The 17459-nt window shown below is 65.6% G+C and carries 14 protein-coding genes; 12 read left to right on the plus strand and 2 right to left on the minus strand.

The window, feature by feature from the left end:
* Positions 1-151: 151 nt before the first annotated feature.
* Positions 152-1120, minus strand: coding sequence for a quinone oxidoreductase (locus tag CQ015_RS17695; RefSeq protein ID WP_105650764.1), 969 nt, complete (start codon positions 1118-1120; stop codon positions 152-154).
* 171 nt (positions 1121-1291) lie between these two features.
* Here CQ015_RS17695 and argC point away from each other — a divergent pair, with 171 nt between their 5' ends.
* The 7 genes from argC (at position 1292) to CQ015_RS17730 (ending at position 9288) form a co-directional block, all read left to right on the plus strand.
* On the plus strand, positions 1292-2323 hold the full coding sequence (gene argC / locus CQ015_RS17700) for an N-acetyl-gamma-glutamyl-phosphate reductase (protein ID WP_105554651.1): 1032 nt from the start codon (positions 1292-1294) through the stop codon (positions 2321-2323).
* On the plus strand, positions 2320-3519 hold the full coding sequence (gene argJ / locus CQ015_RS17705) for a bifunctional glutamate N-acetyltransferase/amino-acid acetyltransferase ArgJ (protein WP_105554650.1): 1200 nt from the start codon (positions 2320-2322) through the stop codon (positions 3517-3519). Before argC ends, argJ begins: the two co-directional genes overlap by 4 nt.
* A gap of 26 nt (positions 3520-3545) precedes the next feature.
* Positions 3546-4472, plus strand: a complete 927-nt coding sequence (gene argB, locus CQ015_RS17710; protein WP_096288006.1) for an acetylglutamate kinase — start codon at positions 3546-3548, stop codon at positions 4470-4472.
* Positions 4469-5719, plus strand: coding sequence for an acetylornithine transaminase (locus CQ015_RS17715; RefSeq protein ID WP_374955701.1), 1251 nt, complete (start codon positions 4469-4471; stop codon positions 5717-5719). The genes argB and CQ015_RS17715 overlap by 4 nt, the downstream gene beginning before the upstream one ends.
* 45 nt (positions 5720-5764) lie before the next feature.
* The gene (gene argF / locus CQ015_RS17720; protein ID WP_105650765.1) at positions 5765-6724 is read left to right on the plus strand and encodes an ornithine carbamoyltransferase; all 960 of its coding nucleotides are present in this window, start codon (positions 5765-5767) and stop codon (positions 6722-6724) included.
* The gene (locus CQ015_RS17725) at positions 6725-7228 is read left to right on the plus strand and encodes an arginine repressor (RefSeq protein ID WP_105554647.1); all 504 of its coding nucleotides are present in this window, start codon (positions 6725-6727) and stop codon (positions 7226-7228) included. It begins immediately after the preceding gene.
* A 110-nt stretch (positions 7229-7338) separates the two neighbouring features.
* Entirely contained in the window at positions 7339-9288 is a 1950-nt protein-coding gene (locus tag CQ015_RS17730) for an HNH endonuclease signature motif containing protein (protein ID WP_105650766.1), read from the plus strand.
* An 83-nt stretch (positions 9289-9371) separates the two neighbouring features.
* On the opposite strand, the gene CQ015_RS17735 is transcribed toward CQ015_RS17730, so the two are convergent.
* Positions 9372-9923: a macro domain-containing protein gene (locus CQ015_RS17735; RefSeq protein ID WP_105554645.1), complete on the minus strand. Its 552-nt coding sequence runs from the start codon at positions 9921-9923 to the stop codon at positions 9372-9374.
* Positions 9924-10269: 346 nt separating this feature from the next.
* Here CQ015_RS17735 and argH point away from each other — a divergent pair, with 346 nt between their 5' ends.
* The 5 genes from argH (at position 10270) to tyrS (ending at position 17031) form a co-directional block, all read left to right on the plus strand.
* The gene (argH, locus tag CQ015_RS17740) at positions 10270-11688 is read left to right on the plus strand and encodes an argininosuccinate lyase (RefSeq protein ID WP_105650767.1); all 1419 of its coding nucleotides are present in this window, start codon (positions 10270-10272) and stop codon (positions 11686-11688) included.
* A gap of 131 nt (positions 11689-11819) precedes the next feature.
* A complete protein-coding gene (locus CQ015_RS17745; protein WP_105569953.1) occupies positions 11820-12560 on the plus strand; it encodes a maleylpyruvate isomerase family mycothiol-dependent enzyme in 741 nt (246 codons plus the stop codon).
* Between the two features lie 149 nt (positions 12561-12709).
* Positions 12710-13243: an adenine phosphoribosyltransferase gene (locus CQ015_RS17750; protein ID WP_374954797.1), complete on the plus strand. Its 534-nt coding sequence runs from the start codon at positions 12710-12712 to the stop codon at positions 13241-13243.
* Between the two features lie 120 nt (positions 13244-13363).
* A complete protein-coding gene (locus CQ015_RS17755) occupies positions 13364-15622 on the plus strand; it encodes an AAA family ATPase (RefSeq protein WP_105650768.1) in 2259 nt (752 codons plus the stop codon).
* An 89-nt stretch (positions 15623-15711) separates the two neighbouring features.
* Positions 15712-17031, plus strand: coding sequence for a tyrosine--tRNA ligase (gene tyrS / locus CQ015_RS17760; RefSeq protein ID WP_181148508.1), 1320 nt, complete (start codon positions 15712-15714; stop codon positions 17029-17031).
* Positions 17032-17459: the final 428 nt, after the last annotated feature.

The following is a 17459-nucleotide window of genomic DNA, read 5'->3' on the forward strand; positions in this document are numbered from 1 at the left end:
ATTTCGAAACCGGAGTGCTGCCGTGGTTCCAGAAGATGGAATCGGCCAGCGGCATGGGCCAGTGGCTATTGGCTCAAAGCGCTAGTTCATTAATCGACTAATGCCCGCCGCTGAGGTGCAGTGGCAGGCATTAGCTAACTGGGGCTGGGAGTTAGGGAACGAGTAGCACCTTGCCGGTGGTTTTGCGCGATTCCAACGCACTATGCGCCTTGCTCGCGTCGGCCAGCGCGAATTTCTGCCCGACGCGGACATCCAAGTCCCCGCTGGCGGCCCAGCCTAAGACGTCGCCGAAGCGCCATGCGCGTTCCTCGTCCGTGGCCAGGAAGTCCGAGAGCTTCGGCCGGGTCACGGTCAGCGACCCGGCCGCATTCAGCCGCTGCAGGTCGAAGGGCGGAACCTGGCCGCTGGCCCCGCCGAAGAGCACCAGCGTGCCGCGGCGCTTGAGTACCTTCAGCGAGGTTTCGAACGTGTCCTTGCCGATGCCGTCGTAGACCGCGTGCACGCCCACTCCGCCGGTGACCTTGTCCACGGTGGCTTCGACCTGGTCATAATCCACCACGTAGTCGGCTCCGGCGGCGCGGGCCAGGTCCTTCTTCTCCTGGGTGGAAGCGGTGGTGATGACGGTGGCGCCCTTCATCTTCAAGATCTGCGTGAGCAGCAGTCCCACTCCGCCGGCGCCGGCGTAGCTGAGGATGACATCGCCCGAATGCACCAGATAGCTCGAATGCGTCAGATAGTGCGAGGTCATGCCCTGCAGGGGGAGCGCCGCGGCCAATCGCAGGTCGACCTTGTCGGGCACCTTGCCCAGCTCGGCCTCGCCGACCACGGCGTACTGGGCGTAGCCCTTGGTGCCGCTGGAGGTGGCGACCCGGTCGCCGACCTTCAAATGGCGCACGTTCTCGCCGACCTGGGTGACGGTGCCGGAGAATTCGCTGCCCGGGGTGAACGGATAGTCCACGGCGTAGACTCCCGAGCGCTGATAGGTTTCGATGAAGTTCACGCCGGCGGCCTCGATTTTGACGAGCACCTGCCCTGCGCCCGGGGCAGGGATTGGGGTTTCGCCGAGCTCCAAAACTTCGGGCCCACCTGCGTGGGAGACGAGTATGCTCTGCTGATTCATGCGATGCGCTTCCAATCTTTGTCCCTATGCCATATTGCTGACGGCTCCTGGTAACCAGTCTAGGACTGAAGGGTGTGAGCCGGGTGGGTGGCAGCCCCCGGGTTGCGTAAATGACGAACTATTTATGCATATTTATTAGGTTTGATGCATAACCAGTTGTAGAGTGAGGTCATGACGATTTCAGTTGCTGTCTCCGGCGCCAGCGGATACGCCGGCGGCGAGGTCCTTCGAATTTTGGCCAACCACCCACAGGTAGAGATCGGTGCGATCACCGCGCACTCCCAGGCCGGGCTGCGCTTGGGCGGCGTCGCCCCGCATCTGCACTCCCTGGCCGAGCGCGTGCTCGTGGAGACCACCGTGGAAAACCTGGCCGGGCACGACGTGGTCTTCCTCGCCCTTCCGCATGGCGCGAGCGCCGCGGTCGCCGCGGCCCTGCCCGAATCCACCCTGGTCATCGACGCCGGGGCAGACCACCGACTGGAATCCGCCGCCGCCTGGGAGAAATTCTACGGTTCGCCGCATGCCGGATCCTGGCCCTACGGGCTGCCCGAACTGCCCGGCCAACGCGAACAACTGATCGGCACCAAGCGCGTGGCCGTCCCCGGCTGCTACCCGACCGGCGGCCAATTGGCCCTCGCCCCGGGCTACGGCGCGGGCCTGTTGGAGGCCAAGGACGTGGTCATCGTCTCCGCCTCGGGCACCTCCGGAGCCGGAAAGAGCGCCAAAACCCATTTGCTGGGCAGCGAAACCATGGGCTCGATGAGCACCTATGGCGTCGGCGGCATCCACCGCCACATCCCCGAGATGGAGCAGGGCCTGTCCAAGCTCGCCGGGGAGGAAGTCACCGTATCCTTCACCCCGACCCTCGCGCCGATGCCGCGCGGCATCCTGACCACCGCCACCGCGCGGATCAAGCCCGGGGTCACCGCCGGGGCGCTGCGCGCAGCCTGGGAATCGGCCTACGCCAACGAGCCATTTGTGCACCTGCTGCCCGAGGGCCAGTGGCCGACCACCGGCGCGGTGCAGGCGAGCAACCACGTGCAACTGCAGCTGGCGCTCGACGAGCACGCCGGACGAGTGATCGTCACCCTCGCGCTGGATAACCTCACCAAGGGCACCGCGGGCGCCGCGGTGCAATCGATGAATATCGCCCTCGGCCTGCCCGAAACCACCGGATTGATGATGCAAGGAGTCGCACCGTGAGCCTGTCCCACACCCCCACCTTTCCGCCGGCCGAACTGGCCGGCGTCACCGCACCGGCCGGCTTCCTGGCCTCCGGGGTCCCCGCGGGCCTGAAATCCACCGGCAAGAACGACGTCGTGCTGGTGCAGAACCTGGGCCCGGACTTCACCGCCGCCGCGGTATTCACCGCGAACCGCGTGGCCGCCGCCCCGGTGCACTGGTCCAAGGAGATCATCAAGGACGCCCGGGTGGATGCGATCGTGCTGAACTCCGGCGGCGCCAACGCCTGCACCGGTGCCGAGGGATTCGGCAACACGCACCGCACCGCCGAATACGTGGCCGAACTGCTGAACCTCTCTTCGGGCGACGTGGCGGTGGCCTCCACCGGGCTGATCGGCATGCAACTGCCCATGGATAAGCTGCTGCCCGGGGTGAAACAGGCGGCCGGAGCGCTCGCCGACGGCCAGGGAGCCGCCGATGCGGCCGCCGCCGGCATCATGACCACCGACACCGTCCCGAAAATCGCCTCGCGCAGCGTGAGCGGATATAGCATCGGCGGCATGGCCAAGGGTGCGGGAATGCTCGCCCCGGCGCTGGCCACCATGCTCGTGGTGCTCACCACCGATGCGGTGCTCGAGCCCCAGGCGCTGGACCAGGCCCTGCGCGCGGCCACCGCGGTGAGCTTTGACCGGGCGGACTCCGATGGCTGCATGTCCACCAACGACACCGTGCTGCTGATGTCCTCCGGCGCCTCGGGCATCGCCCCGGACCTGGAAGAATTCACCGCCGCCCTGGCAGATCTGTGCCAGGAGCTGGCCGCGAAGCTGATCGACGACGCCGAAGGTGCACAACACACCATCGCGGTGCGCACCTACAACGCGGCCACCGAGGCCGACGCTTTGGAGGTCTCCCGCGCGGTGTCCCGTTCGAACCTGGTCAAGACCGCGATCTTCGGCAAGGACCCGAACTGGGGCCGGGTGCTCTCCGAGGTCGGCACCACGGCCGCGGCCTTCGAACCCGATGAGCTGAACGTGGCGATCAACGGCGTGATGGTCTGCAAAAACGGCGGCGTCGGCGAGGACCGCAATCTGATCTCGCTGGAAGACCGCTTCGTCACCATCGACATCGACCTGAACGCCGGGGCGATCGAGGCGACGATCCTCACCAACGACCTGACCCACGACTACGTCCACGAAAACTCCGCCTACTCCAGCTAGGCCGCCTTCGCAGGAGCAAACCCACCATGCCGCACACAGCACATACCAACCTCGGCGCCGCCCGCACCAAGGCCGAAGCGCTCATCGAGGCGCTGCCCTGGATCCAGCGCTTCGCCGGGACCACGATGGTCATCAAATACGGCGGCAACGCGATGGTCAACGAGTCCTTGCGCCGCGCCTTCGCCGAGGACATCGTGTTCCTGCGCCACGCCGGGATCAACCCGGTGGTGGTGCACGGCGGCGGACCGCAGATCAACAAGATGCTCGACACCCTGGGCATCAAATCCGAATTCCGCGGCGGGCTGCGGGTGACCACCCCGGAGGCGATGGATGTGGTGCGCATGGTGCTCACCGGCCAGGTGCAGCGCGATCTGGTGGGCCTGATCAACTCGCATGGACCCTACTCGGTGGGCATGTCCGGGGAGGACGGGGCCACCTTGCAGGCGGTGCGCACCGGCACCACCGTGGACGGCGTCGAGGTTGACCTCGGGCTGGTCGGCGAGGTCACCCGGGTGCGCACCGACCAGGTGGATTCGCTGGTCAAGGCCGGAATGATCCCGGTCATCTCCACCGTCGCCCCGGAGTTCGACGAGCACGCCGATCCCACCGGCGCGATCCTCAATGTCAACGCGGACACCGCCGCCGCGGCGCTGGCCACCGCGCTGGGCGCGGCCAAGCTGGTGATCCTCACCGACGTGGAGGGGCTCTACGCCGCCTGGCCGGACAAGTCCTCGCTGATCAGCTCGATCACCAACGAGGAGCTGCGCAGCATGCTGCCCACGCTGGAATCGGGCATGATCCCGAAGATGGGTGCCTGCCTGAAGGCGGTGGACGCCGGAGTGCCCCAGGCGCATATCGTCGACGGCCGCGAGGCGCACTCGATGCTGCTCGAAATTTTCACCACCGCCGGGGTCGGCACCCAGGTGGTACCCCAGATTAAGGAATCCAAGTGAGTCAGGAACTGCGCGCCACCGGCGCGCTGAACGAGGCCAACGAACTCTCCGCGCTGCACGGCGCGGATCTCTCCGCCCGCTACGCCAAGTCGCTGCTCGGCGTGTTCGGCGCCCCGTCGCGGGTGCTCGTGCGCGGGGCCGGCTGCCATGTCTGGGACGCCGACGGCAACCAGTACCTGGATCTGCTCGGCGGCATCGCGGTGAACACCCTGGGCCACGCGAACCCGCTGCTGACTTCCGTGATCACCAGCCAGCTGGCCACCTTGGGCCACGTGTCGAACTTCTTCAGCTCCCCGACGCAGATCGCGCTGGCCGAGAAGCTGCTCGAAATCTCGGCCGCCCCGGAAGGCTCGAAGGTGTTCTTCGCGAACTCCGGCACCGAGGCGAACGAGGCGGCGCTGAAGCTCACCCGCCGGAACACCGGCACCGCGGCGGTCCCGCGCACCAAGGTGATCGCCCTGGAGCACGCCTTCCACGGCCGCACCCTCGGCGCCCTGTCGCTGACCTACAAGGAGAAGTACCGCGCTCCCTTCGCGCCGCTGCCGGGCAACGTCAGCTGGATTCCGGCCGGAGACGAGGCCGCGCTGCGCGCCGCGGTGGACGAAACCGTGGCCGCGGTATTCATCGAGCCCATCCAGGGCGAGGCCGGGGTGCGCGAGCTGGGCGCCGAGTACCTGCGCGCGGCCCGCGAGATCACCAGCGCGGCCGGGGCCCTGCTGGTCTTCGACGAGGTGCAGACCGGCATGGGGCGCACCGGCGAGTTCTTCGCCTCCACCGGCGTGATCCCCGATGTGATGACCCTGGCCAAGGGCCTGGGCGGCGGCTTCCCGATCGGGGCGATGATCGTCTTCGGGCAGCAGAACACCGCCTGGCTGACCCCGGGGGACCACGGCACCACCTTCGGCGGCAACCCGGTGGCCTGCGCCGCCGGGCTCGCGGTCATCCACACCATCGAAAATCAGAAGCTGCTGGGCCATGTGCGCGAAACCGGGAACTGGCTGCGCGCCGAACTGGCCGGCATCGACGGGGTGGGGGAGGTCCGCGGCCGCGGCCTGCTCACCGCCTTCGAGCTGATGGATGGTTCGGCGCCGAAGCTGGTTGGCGCCGCGCTGGATGCGGGGTTCATCGTGAACGCCACGGACGAGTCCACCATCCGCCTGGCCCCGCCGCTGATCATCACCCGCGAGCAGCTGGGCACCTTCCTCGCCGCCCTGCCGGCGCTGCTGACCGCGGCCACCGCCGCCTAGCCCACACATTTTCCCGGCACCACCGGAAGCAAAAGGAACCGATTCATGAGCGCTACACGCCACTTCTTGACCGACCTCGACCTGAGCCCCGCCGAGCAGTCCAAGGTCCTGGACCTCGCCGCTAAGATGAAGGCCGACAAATACGGCTACCGGCCCTACGCCGGCCCGCAAACCGTCGCGGTGTTTTTCGACAAGACTTCCACCCGTACCCGGGTGTCCTTCCACGCGGGCATCGCCGAGCTCGGCGGCTCCCCGCTGATCATCAACTCCGGCGAATCGCAGCTGGGCCACAAGGAATCCATCGCGGACTCGGCCAAGGTGCTTCAGCGCATGGTCTCCACCATCGTCTGGCGCACCTACGCGCAGTCCGGCTTGGAGGAAATGGCGGCGAACTCCCGGGTGCCGGTGATCAACGCGCTCTCCGATGACTACCACCCCTGCCAGCTGCTCGCCGACCTGCTCACCGTGCGCGAGCACAAGGGCAAGACCCAGGGTCTGAGCATGGTCTACCTGGGCGACGCGGCGAACAATATGGCCAACTCCTACCTGCTGGCCGGGGTCACCGCCGGCATGCACGTGCGCATCGCCGGCCCGGAAGGCTACCTGCCGTCCGCCGAGATCATCGCCGCCGCGGAAATCCGCGCCGAGCAGACCGGCGCGTCGATCATGATCACCACCGACGCGGCCGCCGCGCTGGCCGACGCGGACGTGGTGGTCACCGACACCTGGGTCTCCATGGGGCAGGAAGCCGAGAAGGCGACGCGCCAGAAGCTGTTCACCGACTACTCGGTGACCACCGAAGCCATGAAGCTGGCGAAGCCCGATGCCATCGTGCTGCACTGCCTGCCGGCCTACCGCGGCTACGAGATTTCCGCCGAGGTGATCGACGGCCCGCAGGCGGTGGTCTTCGACGAGGCCGAAAACCGGGTCCACGCGCAGAAGGCCATCATGACCTGGCTGATGGTCGCCTCCGAGCTGGCCGCGGACGAGCGGGTCGAGTTTTAAATGGGAGCCCAGCCAAGCACCAAGACCGCACGCCAGGCGCGGATCCGCGCATTCCTGGGGAACAATTCGGTCAAGAGCCAGGCCGAGCTGCTCGGGCTGCTGAAGGACGACGGGCTGGAGGTCACCCAGGCCACGCTGTCCCGGGATCTGGTGGAGATCGGGGCGGTACGCATCCGCGACCACCTCGGCCAGCTGATCTACGCCGTGCGCCAGGAGGGCGGGGACCGTTCCCCGAAAACCGCCATCACCCAGGAGGTGCTCGACGCGCGGCTGGCCAAGATCTGCCAGGAGCAGCTGGTCACCGCCGAAGCCTCGGGCAACATCGTCGTATTGCGCACCCCGCCGGGCGCCGCGAACCTGCTCGCGTTGGCCATCGACCACTCGCAGATGCCCTCCATCCTCGGCTGCATCGCCGGGGACGACACCATCATGATCATCACCCGGGCCGCCGATGGAGCAGCGGAGGTCGCCGGGCGTTTCCTGCAGCTGGCCGAACCACGCTAACCGGCTCGCCCGCGCACGATCTCCACGCACGATCGACCCGCCACCGGATGTTATCCACACCCGGTGGCGGTGCCGTTTAACCCGCGCCCGCCCCGGGGCATCATCGGTGCATGGACCCCGAACAACTGCCCCTGACGCTCAGCGAGCTGGCCGGCCAGATCGTTACCGCGCCGGCGCTGAGTATCGAACAGCTCATCGCCGCGCAAGACGCGTGCCGCACGCTGTTCGGGGTCCTTGCCGAGCAAGCCGCCGCCGTCGATGATCCGCGGATGGCGGCCGCCTTCGCCGAGCATCTCGAGCGGTTGAACCGCGAGGTCTACCGCGAGCTGCCGCGTGCGGTCAGCGCCGTGGAAATTACCGCCAGCCACGCCCTGGCCCTGGAGGAATTCGACGCGCTGCGTGCCGGCTCCACCGATTTCAGCGCCGCCGCGCGGCTGGCTCCGGGGCGAACCTGCTACCGGGATGCCGCGGATTTTTTGGGCAAGTGGCTCGGGCTGGACTATCAGGAGGCCAGTCGCCGCATCGCCGACGCGCACCTGATCCATGCCCGGCGCAGCATCGCTGGCACCGGCTGCGCCCCGCGGTTTACGCAACTGGCCCGCACCTTCGCCGAGCACAAGCAGCTTGATCCGCGCGCGGTGCTCGCCCAGGCCAGGGCGCTGGACAAGATGGAGCCCGAGGACACCACCTTCGATGGGCTGCCCAGCACCGCCAGCGCCACGGCAGAGGACGGCCAAACCCTCGAGGCGCACGCCAACCGGCTGCTGAAGGAACACGATCGAGCCACCAGCCGGAAGAAAATCTCTGCCCTGATGGCCCGATACAAGCTGACGCATGCCGTGCAGCCCCGCCCGGAACTCGGGGTTTTCCCCCGCCCGGTCAAGCAGGGAGTGCACGAGTACCTCATCCGAGTGGAGGGGCTCGACGCCGAGCTCTTCGAATCGCTGATCGCCCAGGCCGACAACAAGCGTACGGCCGCCGGGGCGGCGGCCCGCTTGACCGCGGCGGTACCCAAACGGCCTACGGATTCACCGCAAATGCAGCCAACCGCCGCAAAGGCCGAGGAGCGGCTGCCGGCCTGGCGAGAAAAACTGGATCAACAGTGGAGCAGCGGCAGCCCGCCTCCGCGGTGGGCTGCAGATCCCGACCCCGAGCAGATCCCGGAACCCGCGGCCGCGGAGGAAGCGGCGCCCGACCTTAGCAGCGAGGCTGAAGGAGCGCCGCAGGGCAAGGAAAACTCCGCAATGCCAGCACCTTCTTCCCGGACGCGGCGCTGCAACCCACCGCCGGTCCCGGCTGGAATCGAACCTCTTCCGGCCTCCGCCGCTGACCTGGCCGCGCAGGCGGACCTGGATCCGCTGTGCAGCGTGCCGCGACGCCGGCTGAATGCCCTGCTGGGCATCTTGCGAAACCAACCCCATGGCGGTGAAGGCGGCGAGGGAAAAATCGTGACCCCGGAGCTGATCGTGTACCTGGCGCTACGCGACCTGCGCGAGCTGGCCAGCGGTACCGCCCGCACCGCCCACGGGATCGAGCTGGAACCGGAGGAGCTGCGCAAATTATTGTGCGACGCAGAGATCATCCCCATGGTTTTCAATGCGGCGGGGCAGGTGCTCGATGTCGGACGATCCCAGAGGTTGTTTCCCAAATCGATCAAACGGGCGGCGCGGGCACGCGACGGCGGCTGCATCGTGCCCGGTTGCACCATGGATCCGGCGCTGCTGGATTACCACCACATCCGGTACTGGGAACACGGAGGCCAAACCAGCCTGTCCAATTGCTGCCCCTTATGCCCGGCCCATCATGTCGCGGTGCACCTGGGGTACCTCAAGATCGTGAGCATCGACGGGCTGCCGCACGTGATCTTGCCCGAACACCTCGATCCGGATCGAAGGCCGAGACGCAACCAGTACTTCCAAACCTTCGATGCCACCGGACATGGTTCTGCGCAGGGCCCCGGAATTCCATCCGGAGCCGATCCTCCGTCCGTGATGAACCAGCATCCGGAAACGGGGCACAACCGGCAAGCCCCGGGCGATAGTGCCCACCCGGCTGCTTGACCGCGGCCCAGAGAAGAACTGCCCGTCAGGCGCTGTGCCATGACGGGCAGTTCTTGGTGCCTGACACCGGGGTATCGGAGCGTTTAGGCTGCGAGCTGGTCCACGGAGGACATGTTAAATGCCTGCTCGAAGGCTTCTTGAACCTCGTCGGTATGTGACACCATCACGACTCGATGGATCGGCGAAATATGCTTATTCGTCTCGATCCAGGCGCTGATCGTTTCGAAGCCAATCTGTGCGACCTGCGCTGGCGGCCAGCCGAACGCACCCGCGCCCAAAGCCGGGAATGCGATCGAGTGCGCCTCATGGCGCGCGGCTAGATAGAGCGAATTGCTGAAGCAATCGGCCAGTATTTTCGGGTTGGGCTTGATCAGTGCCAGGTTCGGCGCCGCGGTGTGAATAACCCACTTCGCCGAAAGGTTCCCCGCCTTCGTCGCTACGGCAATACCGGAAGGGATCCCATCGGGGTACCGGGCCGTGCGCACTTCGCGGCAGGCGGCGAGCAGGCCGGGGCCGGCTGCCGCATGAATAGCTCCGTCAACGCCGCCGCCGCCCAACAATGAGGGATTGGCTGCGTTCACGATGGCATCAACGTTCAACGTGGTGATATCACCGCGGTATAACTGGATTTCCATGGGGTTTCCTCCAACGAAGTATCCGTATTCGATTGTGTGTCTCTCACCATACGCTCGCCTCCGCACCTGCGGAAGTGTAAAACGCGCAACTCACCGACTCCTCTCAAAAAACCGGTGCATAGTTCACAGGTAGCCGATCGATACCCACGCCGGGCGCAAATATGTGACGGCGGGTGGCCGGTGCTGCGAACGGATGAGGACCGGAGCTCCGCAAGATGCGCACGGGACAATCGCAAACTCGCTGAATATTTATGAGCGCCAATGCATAAAGCTTTGCTAGAGTGGTTTCAGCGAATTAATAAACTTTACCCGTCTCCCGGCGGGATCTGGCTGAAAGGAACGAGTCATGGCCTCGTCAACAAATGAAGGATCGCTCTGGGGCGGACGCTTCGCCGGTGGACCGGCAGAAGCAATGGCTGCCCTGAGTAAGTCAACCCACTTCGACTGGCGCTTGGCCAGCTACGACATCGCCGGTTCCCGCGCCCATGCTAAGGTGCTCAACCGCGCCGGGCTGCTGACCGAGACCGAACTGACGGAGATGATCTCCGCCCTTGACCAGCTCGAAGCGGATGTGAAGTCCGAAGCCTACGTGGCGGCAGAATCCGATGAGGACGTGCACGGTTCGCTGGAACGCGGACTGCTCGAACGCGCCGGCACGCAGCTGGGCGGCAAGCTCCGCGCGGGCCGCTCGCGCAACGACCAGATCGCCACCCTGGGCCGCATGTTCCTGCGCGACCACGCGCGCATCATCGCCTCCGGTGTCATCGACACCATCGACGCGATGGTCGAACAGGCCAAGGCGCACCCGTACGCGCCGATGCCCGGGCGCACCCACCTGCAGCACGCGCAGCCGATCCTGCTTTCGCACCTGCTGCTGGCCTATGCGTGGCCGCTGCTGCGCGACGTGCAGCGCTTCGCCGATTGGGATAAGCGCGCTGCGGTTTCCCCTTACGGTTCCGGCGCGCTGGCCGGGCAGACCTTGGGACTGGATCCGAACTTCGTCGCCAGCGAGCTGGGCTTCGACTCCGCGGTGTTCAACTCGATCGACGGCACCGCCGCACGTGACGTATTCGCCGAATTCTCCTGGATCACCGCGATGATCGGCGTGGACCTCTCCCGCGTGTCCGAAGAAGTGATCCTCTGGGCCACCAAGGAGTTCAGCTTCGTGAAGCTGCACGATGCCTTCTCCACCGGCTCCTCGATCATGCCGCAGAAGAAGAACCCGGACATCGCCGAGCTGGCCCGTGGCAAGGCCGGTCGCCTGATCGGGGACCTGACCGGGTTGCTGGCAACGCTGAAGGCGCTGCCGTTGGCCTACAACCGCGACCTGCAGGAAGACAAGGAGCCGGTGTTCGACGCCGCGGACACCCTGGAGATGCTGCTGCCGGCGATGGCCGGCATGATGGGCACACTGACCTTCAACACCGAGCGCATGGCGCAGCTTGCGCCACAGGGCTTCGCGCTGGCCACCGACATCGCTGAATGGCTGGTCCGCCAGGGCGTGCCGTTCCGCGATGCGCACGAGCTCTCCGGCAGCGCCGTGCAGCTGGCCGAGTCGCGCGGCGTGGAGCTGTGGGACCTGACCGACGAAGAATATGCGGGCATCTCCGAGCACTTGTCCCCGGCGGTGCGCGAGGTGCTCTCCACCGAGGGCTCGCTGAACGCGCGCAACGGGCAGGGCGGCACCGCGCCGAGCGCCGTCGCGGCGCAGCTAGCCGAATTCGAGCGCCAGCTCGACGAGATCCGCGCCTGGGTCAAGGGCTAAGCACAAACCTTCGTTCCGCAACCGATGGCGGCGCAATAGCTTCGAAATGCCGCGAAGCTATTGCGCCGCCGTAGGCATTTAACGAGCTGGCTACTTCTGCGCGGATATGCCCGCGCGCTAGAGTGTGTGCCATGACATCTGAACTTCCGCCGGAACAACTCCTTGAGCAGGTCACCACCGCCTTAGACGAACTGGCCACGCAGCTGGCGAAGTTGCCCGACGAGGCCTACGCCAAGCCCAGCTCGCTGCCCGGTTGGAGCACCGCGCAACTAGTCGCGCACCTGCATTCGCTGGCGCAGGCTGCCCGGCGGCAATTCGAGAACGCCGGGGCCGCGCACTTGCCGCCGATGTACGACGGGGGACAGGTCGGGCGGATCGAAGCGATCAATATGGTCGCGTTGCTGCGACCGGAAAAGCTGCGCGAACTGGTGGCCGAATCCCTCGCGCAGCTGCGCGTGGTGCTGGCCGGTTGCGAAGCCAAATGGGAGCAGCCGGTGGGCTATCGGCCCGCGGCGCAGGTCGCGGACATGGTCTATGCGGTGTGGCGCGAAATGCTGATACACGCCACCGATCTGGACGAATTCGTGCGCCCGGCCGCCAGCTGGCCGCAAGAGTTTTCCGATCACCTGCTGCGCGCGCTGGCCGCCCGGGTGCGGGCAGGTGACCGCGTCGTGGTGCAACCCCATGGACGGCAGCGCCAGGTGCTCGGCAACGGCCAGCGGTCCTGGGTATTGGAGGGAACCGACTACGATCTGGCCGCCTGGTTCGCCGGCCGCCCGGTCAGCGGGGTGGTACGCGCCACCAAGGCCGCCGATTCGGCCGAATTCCCCACACTGCTGCCTTGGCCGAGCGATACCCTGATGCAGCGCTGATTCCGCGCGATTCCGCGCCCGGACCGCTGCCGCGCTAGGCAATGGGCGACCGGGCGGCGCAGCAGCAGCGAGCCCGGGTGCCTCCGTTCCGCCGATGGCACAATCGTCCAGGTACCCAGCGGGGTCACGCACGCACTAAAATATTACGCGTGACTAATAACGAGAGCATTTGCGAACTGCTGGATCGACTGTGCGCGGTGGTCCCCGACTACCCGCAGCCCGGTATCTCCTTTAAGGACCTCACCCCGGTGTTTGCCGATCCTGTGGGCTTGCGCCGCCTGGTCGACGAGTTGATCGCGCCCTTCGCCGGGACCTTCGACATCGTCGCCGGGCTGGAAGCGCGCGGCTTCGTGCTCGCCGCGGCCGCGGCCTACGCCTCGGGGACCGGGATGCTGACCATCCGCAAGGCCGGAAAGCTGCCGCGCGAGGTCTACCGCGATGACTACACCCTGGAATACGGCAGCGCCGCGCTGGAGTTGCACAAGGATGAGATCGCCCCCGGCACCCGGGTGCTGGTGCTCGACGATGTGCTCGCCACCGGCGGGACCGTGGGCTCCTCGGTGCGGCTGATCGAACGCGCCGGAGGCATCGTCGCCGGCGTCGGGGTGATCTTGGAACTTGAAGCCTTGGGCGGACGCAAGAACCTGGACGGGCACCGGGTGCTGTCGCTGCAAACGGTTTAACCGCCGCGCCACGGCGTGGTGCGGCGCGAAGATGACGTGGTGGCTTCGCGGGATTAACCCGTAGGGTCACTACGCGCGTAAGATTGTCTGTCCTGTAAGTTAGCGCGAGGGGAACCAAGATTGACCGGTACGATCGAGCGGGATCTGCTCGCTGAAAGCCAGTACGTCGCACGCCTGTATGACAGGCTCGATGAGTTGCGCGCGGAAAAGGTGGAGCAGCTTGCGCGCACTCGCGCCACCGGTGCGGTGGGTACCTTCCAGAACCAATCCGAACGCGATTCATTCGCCAGCCTCTACGAGGACCGCATCGCCCAGTTGGACGCGGTGCAGGATCGCTTGGTCTTCGGCCGGCTGGACATGGCCGACCACGGCGAGGGCATCGAACCGCGCTATATCGGCCGCATCGGGCTGTCCGACGAGGAGCTCAATCGGCTGATGATCGACTGGCGCGCCTCCGAAGCCGCCCCGTTCTACCAGGCCACCGCGTTGAACCCGCGCGGCGTGCGGCGCCGCCGCCACCTGATGCTCAAGGGCCGTACGGTGGCGGGGATCGAAGACGACGTGCTCGATGAAACCTGGCTCGACGAGGGCCACACCCACCACGGTGAAGGTGCCCTGATGGCCGCGCTACGCGAAAAGCGCACCGGCCGGATGGGCGATATCGTCGGCACCATCCAGGCAGAGCAGGATGCGATCATCCGTGCGGAACTACCCGGCGCCGTGGTCGTGCAGGGCGGACCGGGCACCGGCAAAACCGCCGTTGCGCTGCACCGTGCGGCCTTCCTGCTCTACGAATACCGGGAACGGCTGAAGAATGCCGGCGTGCTGATCGTCGGCCCGTCCAACTCCTTCATGCGCTATATCGAACGCGTGCTCCCGTCGCTGGGTGAAACCGGTGTGGTCATGTCCTCGGTGGGCGAGCTGTACCACGGGGTGGCGGCCGGACCGGAAACCAACCGGACCGTGGCGAAGGTCAAGGGCCGGCTGTCGATGGCCAAGGTGATCGCCGCCGCGGTGCGCAACCGCCAACGGCTGCTCGCCGAGGACCGCACGGTGGTGGTCGAAGGCACCCGGCTGACGCTGACCCGGGGCATGGTGCGCAACGCCCGCGAACGCGCCCGGCACAGCCACAAGCCCTATAACGAGGCCCGCGAAACCTTCACCAAGGTGATCGTCGGGGACCTGGCCGAGCAGCTGCTGCGCAAACTGGAAGAATCTGCGGGGCAGCCCAGCGCCGCGGACCGCTCCTACCTGCCCCAGGAGGTGCGCGAATCCTGGGATGTGCGCGTGGCAATCAACCTGTGCTGGATGCCGCTGAGCCCGCAGGGCCTGCTCGAAGAGCTCTACGCCAAGCCGCACCTGCTGGAGGCGGCCGCCCCGCGCTTGTCGCAGTCCGACCGCGACGCGCTGTTCCGCCCGGCGGGCTCGGCCTTCACCGAGGCCGATGTGCCGCTGCTCGACGAGGCTGCCGAATTGCTCGGCGAGTTCGTCAACCCGCAGGACGCTCCCGATACCTCGCAGTACGAGCGGGATGTGGAAAACGCGAAAATGGCGCTGAATAACATGGACACGATGCTCGCCAACGCGGGGATCGACGGGGTGGTCACCGCGGAGCAGGTCGCAGCGGTCAACCAGGAAACCGCCGCCTCGCAGAGTGCTGCGGAACGTGCGGTGGCCGATCGCACCTGGGCCTACGGGCATATCGTGGTCGATGAGGCGCAGGAACTTTCGCCGATGCAGTGGCGCCTGCTGGTTCGCCGCTGCCCGATGAAGTCCTTCACCATCGTCGGGGATATCGCGCAGACCTCCGCCGCCTCGGGCGCCAATAGCTGGGCGCAGGCACTGGAACCCTTCCTGGGCAAGCGCTACAACCTCGAAGAGCTCACGGTAAACTACCGCACCCCGGCGCAGATCGCCGATGCGGCAGTTCACGTGGCCCAAGCCGCGGGGCTGCGCATCACCACGCCGCGCGCGGTGCGCGAAGGAGACTGGCCGCCGGTGCTCACCTATGCGCCGCAGGGCCGGCTGATCGAGCAACTCATCACGCAGCTTCCCGAAGAGCTGGACTACGCGGCCGGGGGCCTGCAGGCGATCATCGTCCCGCAGGAATTGCTGGCCGCCGCGCGCGCTGCGGTCACCAAGGTCTACGGCGAGCGTGTTGGCACCGGATCCGGCGGAATGGTCCAGGACATCGTGGTGATTACCGCACGCGAATCCAAGGGATTGGAATTCGACGGAGTGATCATCGTGGAACCTGCGCAGCTGATCGCGGACGTCGACGGGGGAGTGGGCGATCTGTACGTCGCGATGACCCGCACCACCCAGCGCTTGCACGTGATTCACACCGCGCCGCTGCCCGCGGGGCTCACCGAGCAGTAGTAGTTCATCCCAAGACAACCCGGAATCCCCGGGTGTGAGAACGGGAACAAACTAGGACTGGCCGACGGGATTTTGCTAATGTGGAGACTGTGTCTGACTTAAAGCAAAATCCCGTCATTGCGGGACAGAGTAATGATCCCTCCTTCGAGAATATCTGGCAGGAACTAAAGTGGCGCGGGCTGGTGCACGTGTCCACCGATGAGGCCGAGCTAGAACGCGTGCTGTCCGAAGAGAGCATCACTTACTATTGCGGGTTCGATCCGACCGCACCTTCCCTTCACTTGGGCAACCTCGTGCAGTTGCTGAATATGCGCCGCCTGCAGTTGGCCGGGCACAAGCCGCTGGCCCTGGTCGGCGGGTCCACCGGCCTGATCGGCGACCCGCGGCAGACCGCCGAGCGCACCTTGAACACCAGAGAAACCGTCACCGAGTGGGTTACCCGCTTGCAGGGGCAGGTGTCCCGCTTCCTTTCTGCCGAGGGGGAGAACGCGGTCCGCTTGGTCAACAACCTGGACTGGACCCAACAGCTCTCCGCCTTGGACTTCCTGCGCGACGTGGGCAAGTACTTCCGTGTTGGCACGATGATCAAGAAGGAAATCGTTTCCGCCCGGCTGAACTCCGAGGAGGGCATCAGCTACACCGAGTTCTCCTACCAGGTGCTGCAGGGCTACGACTTCCTTGAGCTGAACCGTCAGTACGGTTGCACCCTGCAGACCGGTGGCTCGGATCAGTGGGGAAACCTCACCAGCGGAACCGACCTGATCCGCAAGGTTGAGGGCAAGTCGGCTCACGCCTACGGCACCCCGCTGATTACCAATTCCGATGGCACCAAGTTCGGCAAGTCCGAAGGAAACGCGATCTGGCTGGACGCGGAGATGTGCAGCCCATACACCCTCTACCAGTTCTGGCTGAATACCGCCGACGCGGATGTGATCAACCGTTTGAAGGTCTTCACCTTCCTGACCCGACAGCAGATCGAGGCCCTCGCGATCGAGGTCGCCGAGCGTCCGTTCAAACGCCAGGCCCAGCGCGAGCTCGCATGGCTTGTCACCTCGCTGGTTCACGGTGAAGAGGCCACTAACAAGGTCATCGCGGCTTCGGCGGCGGTCTTCGGCAATGGTGATCTGAGCGAGATCGATCTGCTAACTCTGGAATCGGTGCTCGCCGAGTTGCCGTCGGCGAAGGTTACAGCCGATGAGCTCGGTATTCTGAACGTGCTGCACGCTTCGGGTTTGAGCGAAAGCCAGTCTGCGGCTCGTCGTACCGTGAACGAAGGTGGCGCCTACGTGAATAACGAGAAAGTCGCCGGTATCGATACGGTGCTAACCGCAGAGAACTTCCTGCATGGCCGCTACGCCATCGTGCGCCGCGGCAAGAAGAACATGGCAGTCGTGGAGCTTTCGGCCTAGGTAAGTAGCCAGCTTCAATCAGCGACAAACACGAAACCGCCAGAAATGTCTGTGAACCACGACACTTTTCTGGCGGTTTTGTTGTACCCTTATCACTAAACCACTAGTCAGCCGGTGTTTAGGGACGATTTATTGGATAGTTCGCCGATTTGCGCGATACGTAGAAGCCCTGTATAGTTTTTCTCTGTTGCCGGAACGGAAACAACGTGGAATACACGTAGAATTCATCCGGCGGCAAAGAGCTTTTCACAAGGCGTTTCGACTGGTTTTGACCGGTTCACGAAACATGCTAGAGTTGTAAAGTTGCTCCGGAGCGAAGCAGCCGCCGATTGCGGTGGTTGTGGTGTCGAGAGTGTTTGTTGTTTGAGAACTCAATAGTGTGCCAAGTTTATTGATACCGAATTATTTTTAATTTGGTGGATATATAA

The sequence above is a fragment of the Arthrobacter sp. MYb221 genome (genome assembly GCF_002979835.1).
Taxonomy (GTDB): domain Bacteria; phylum Actinomycetota; class Actinomycetes; order Actinomycetales; family Micrococcaceae; genus Glutamicibacter.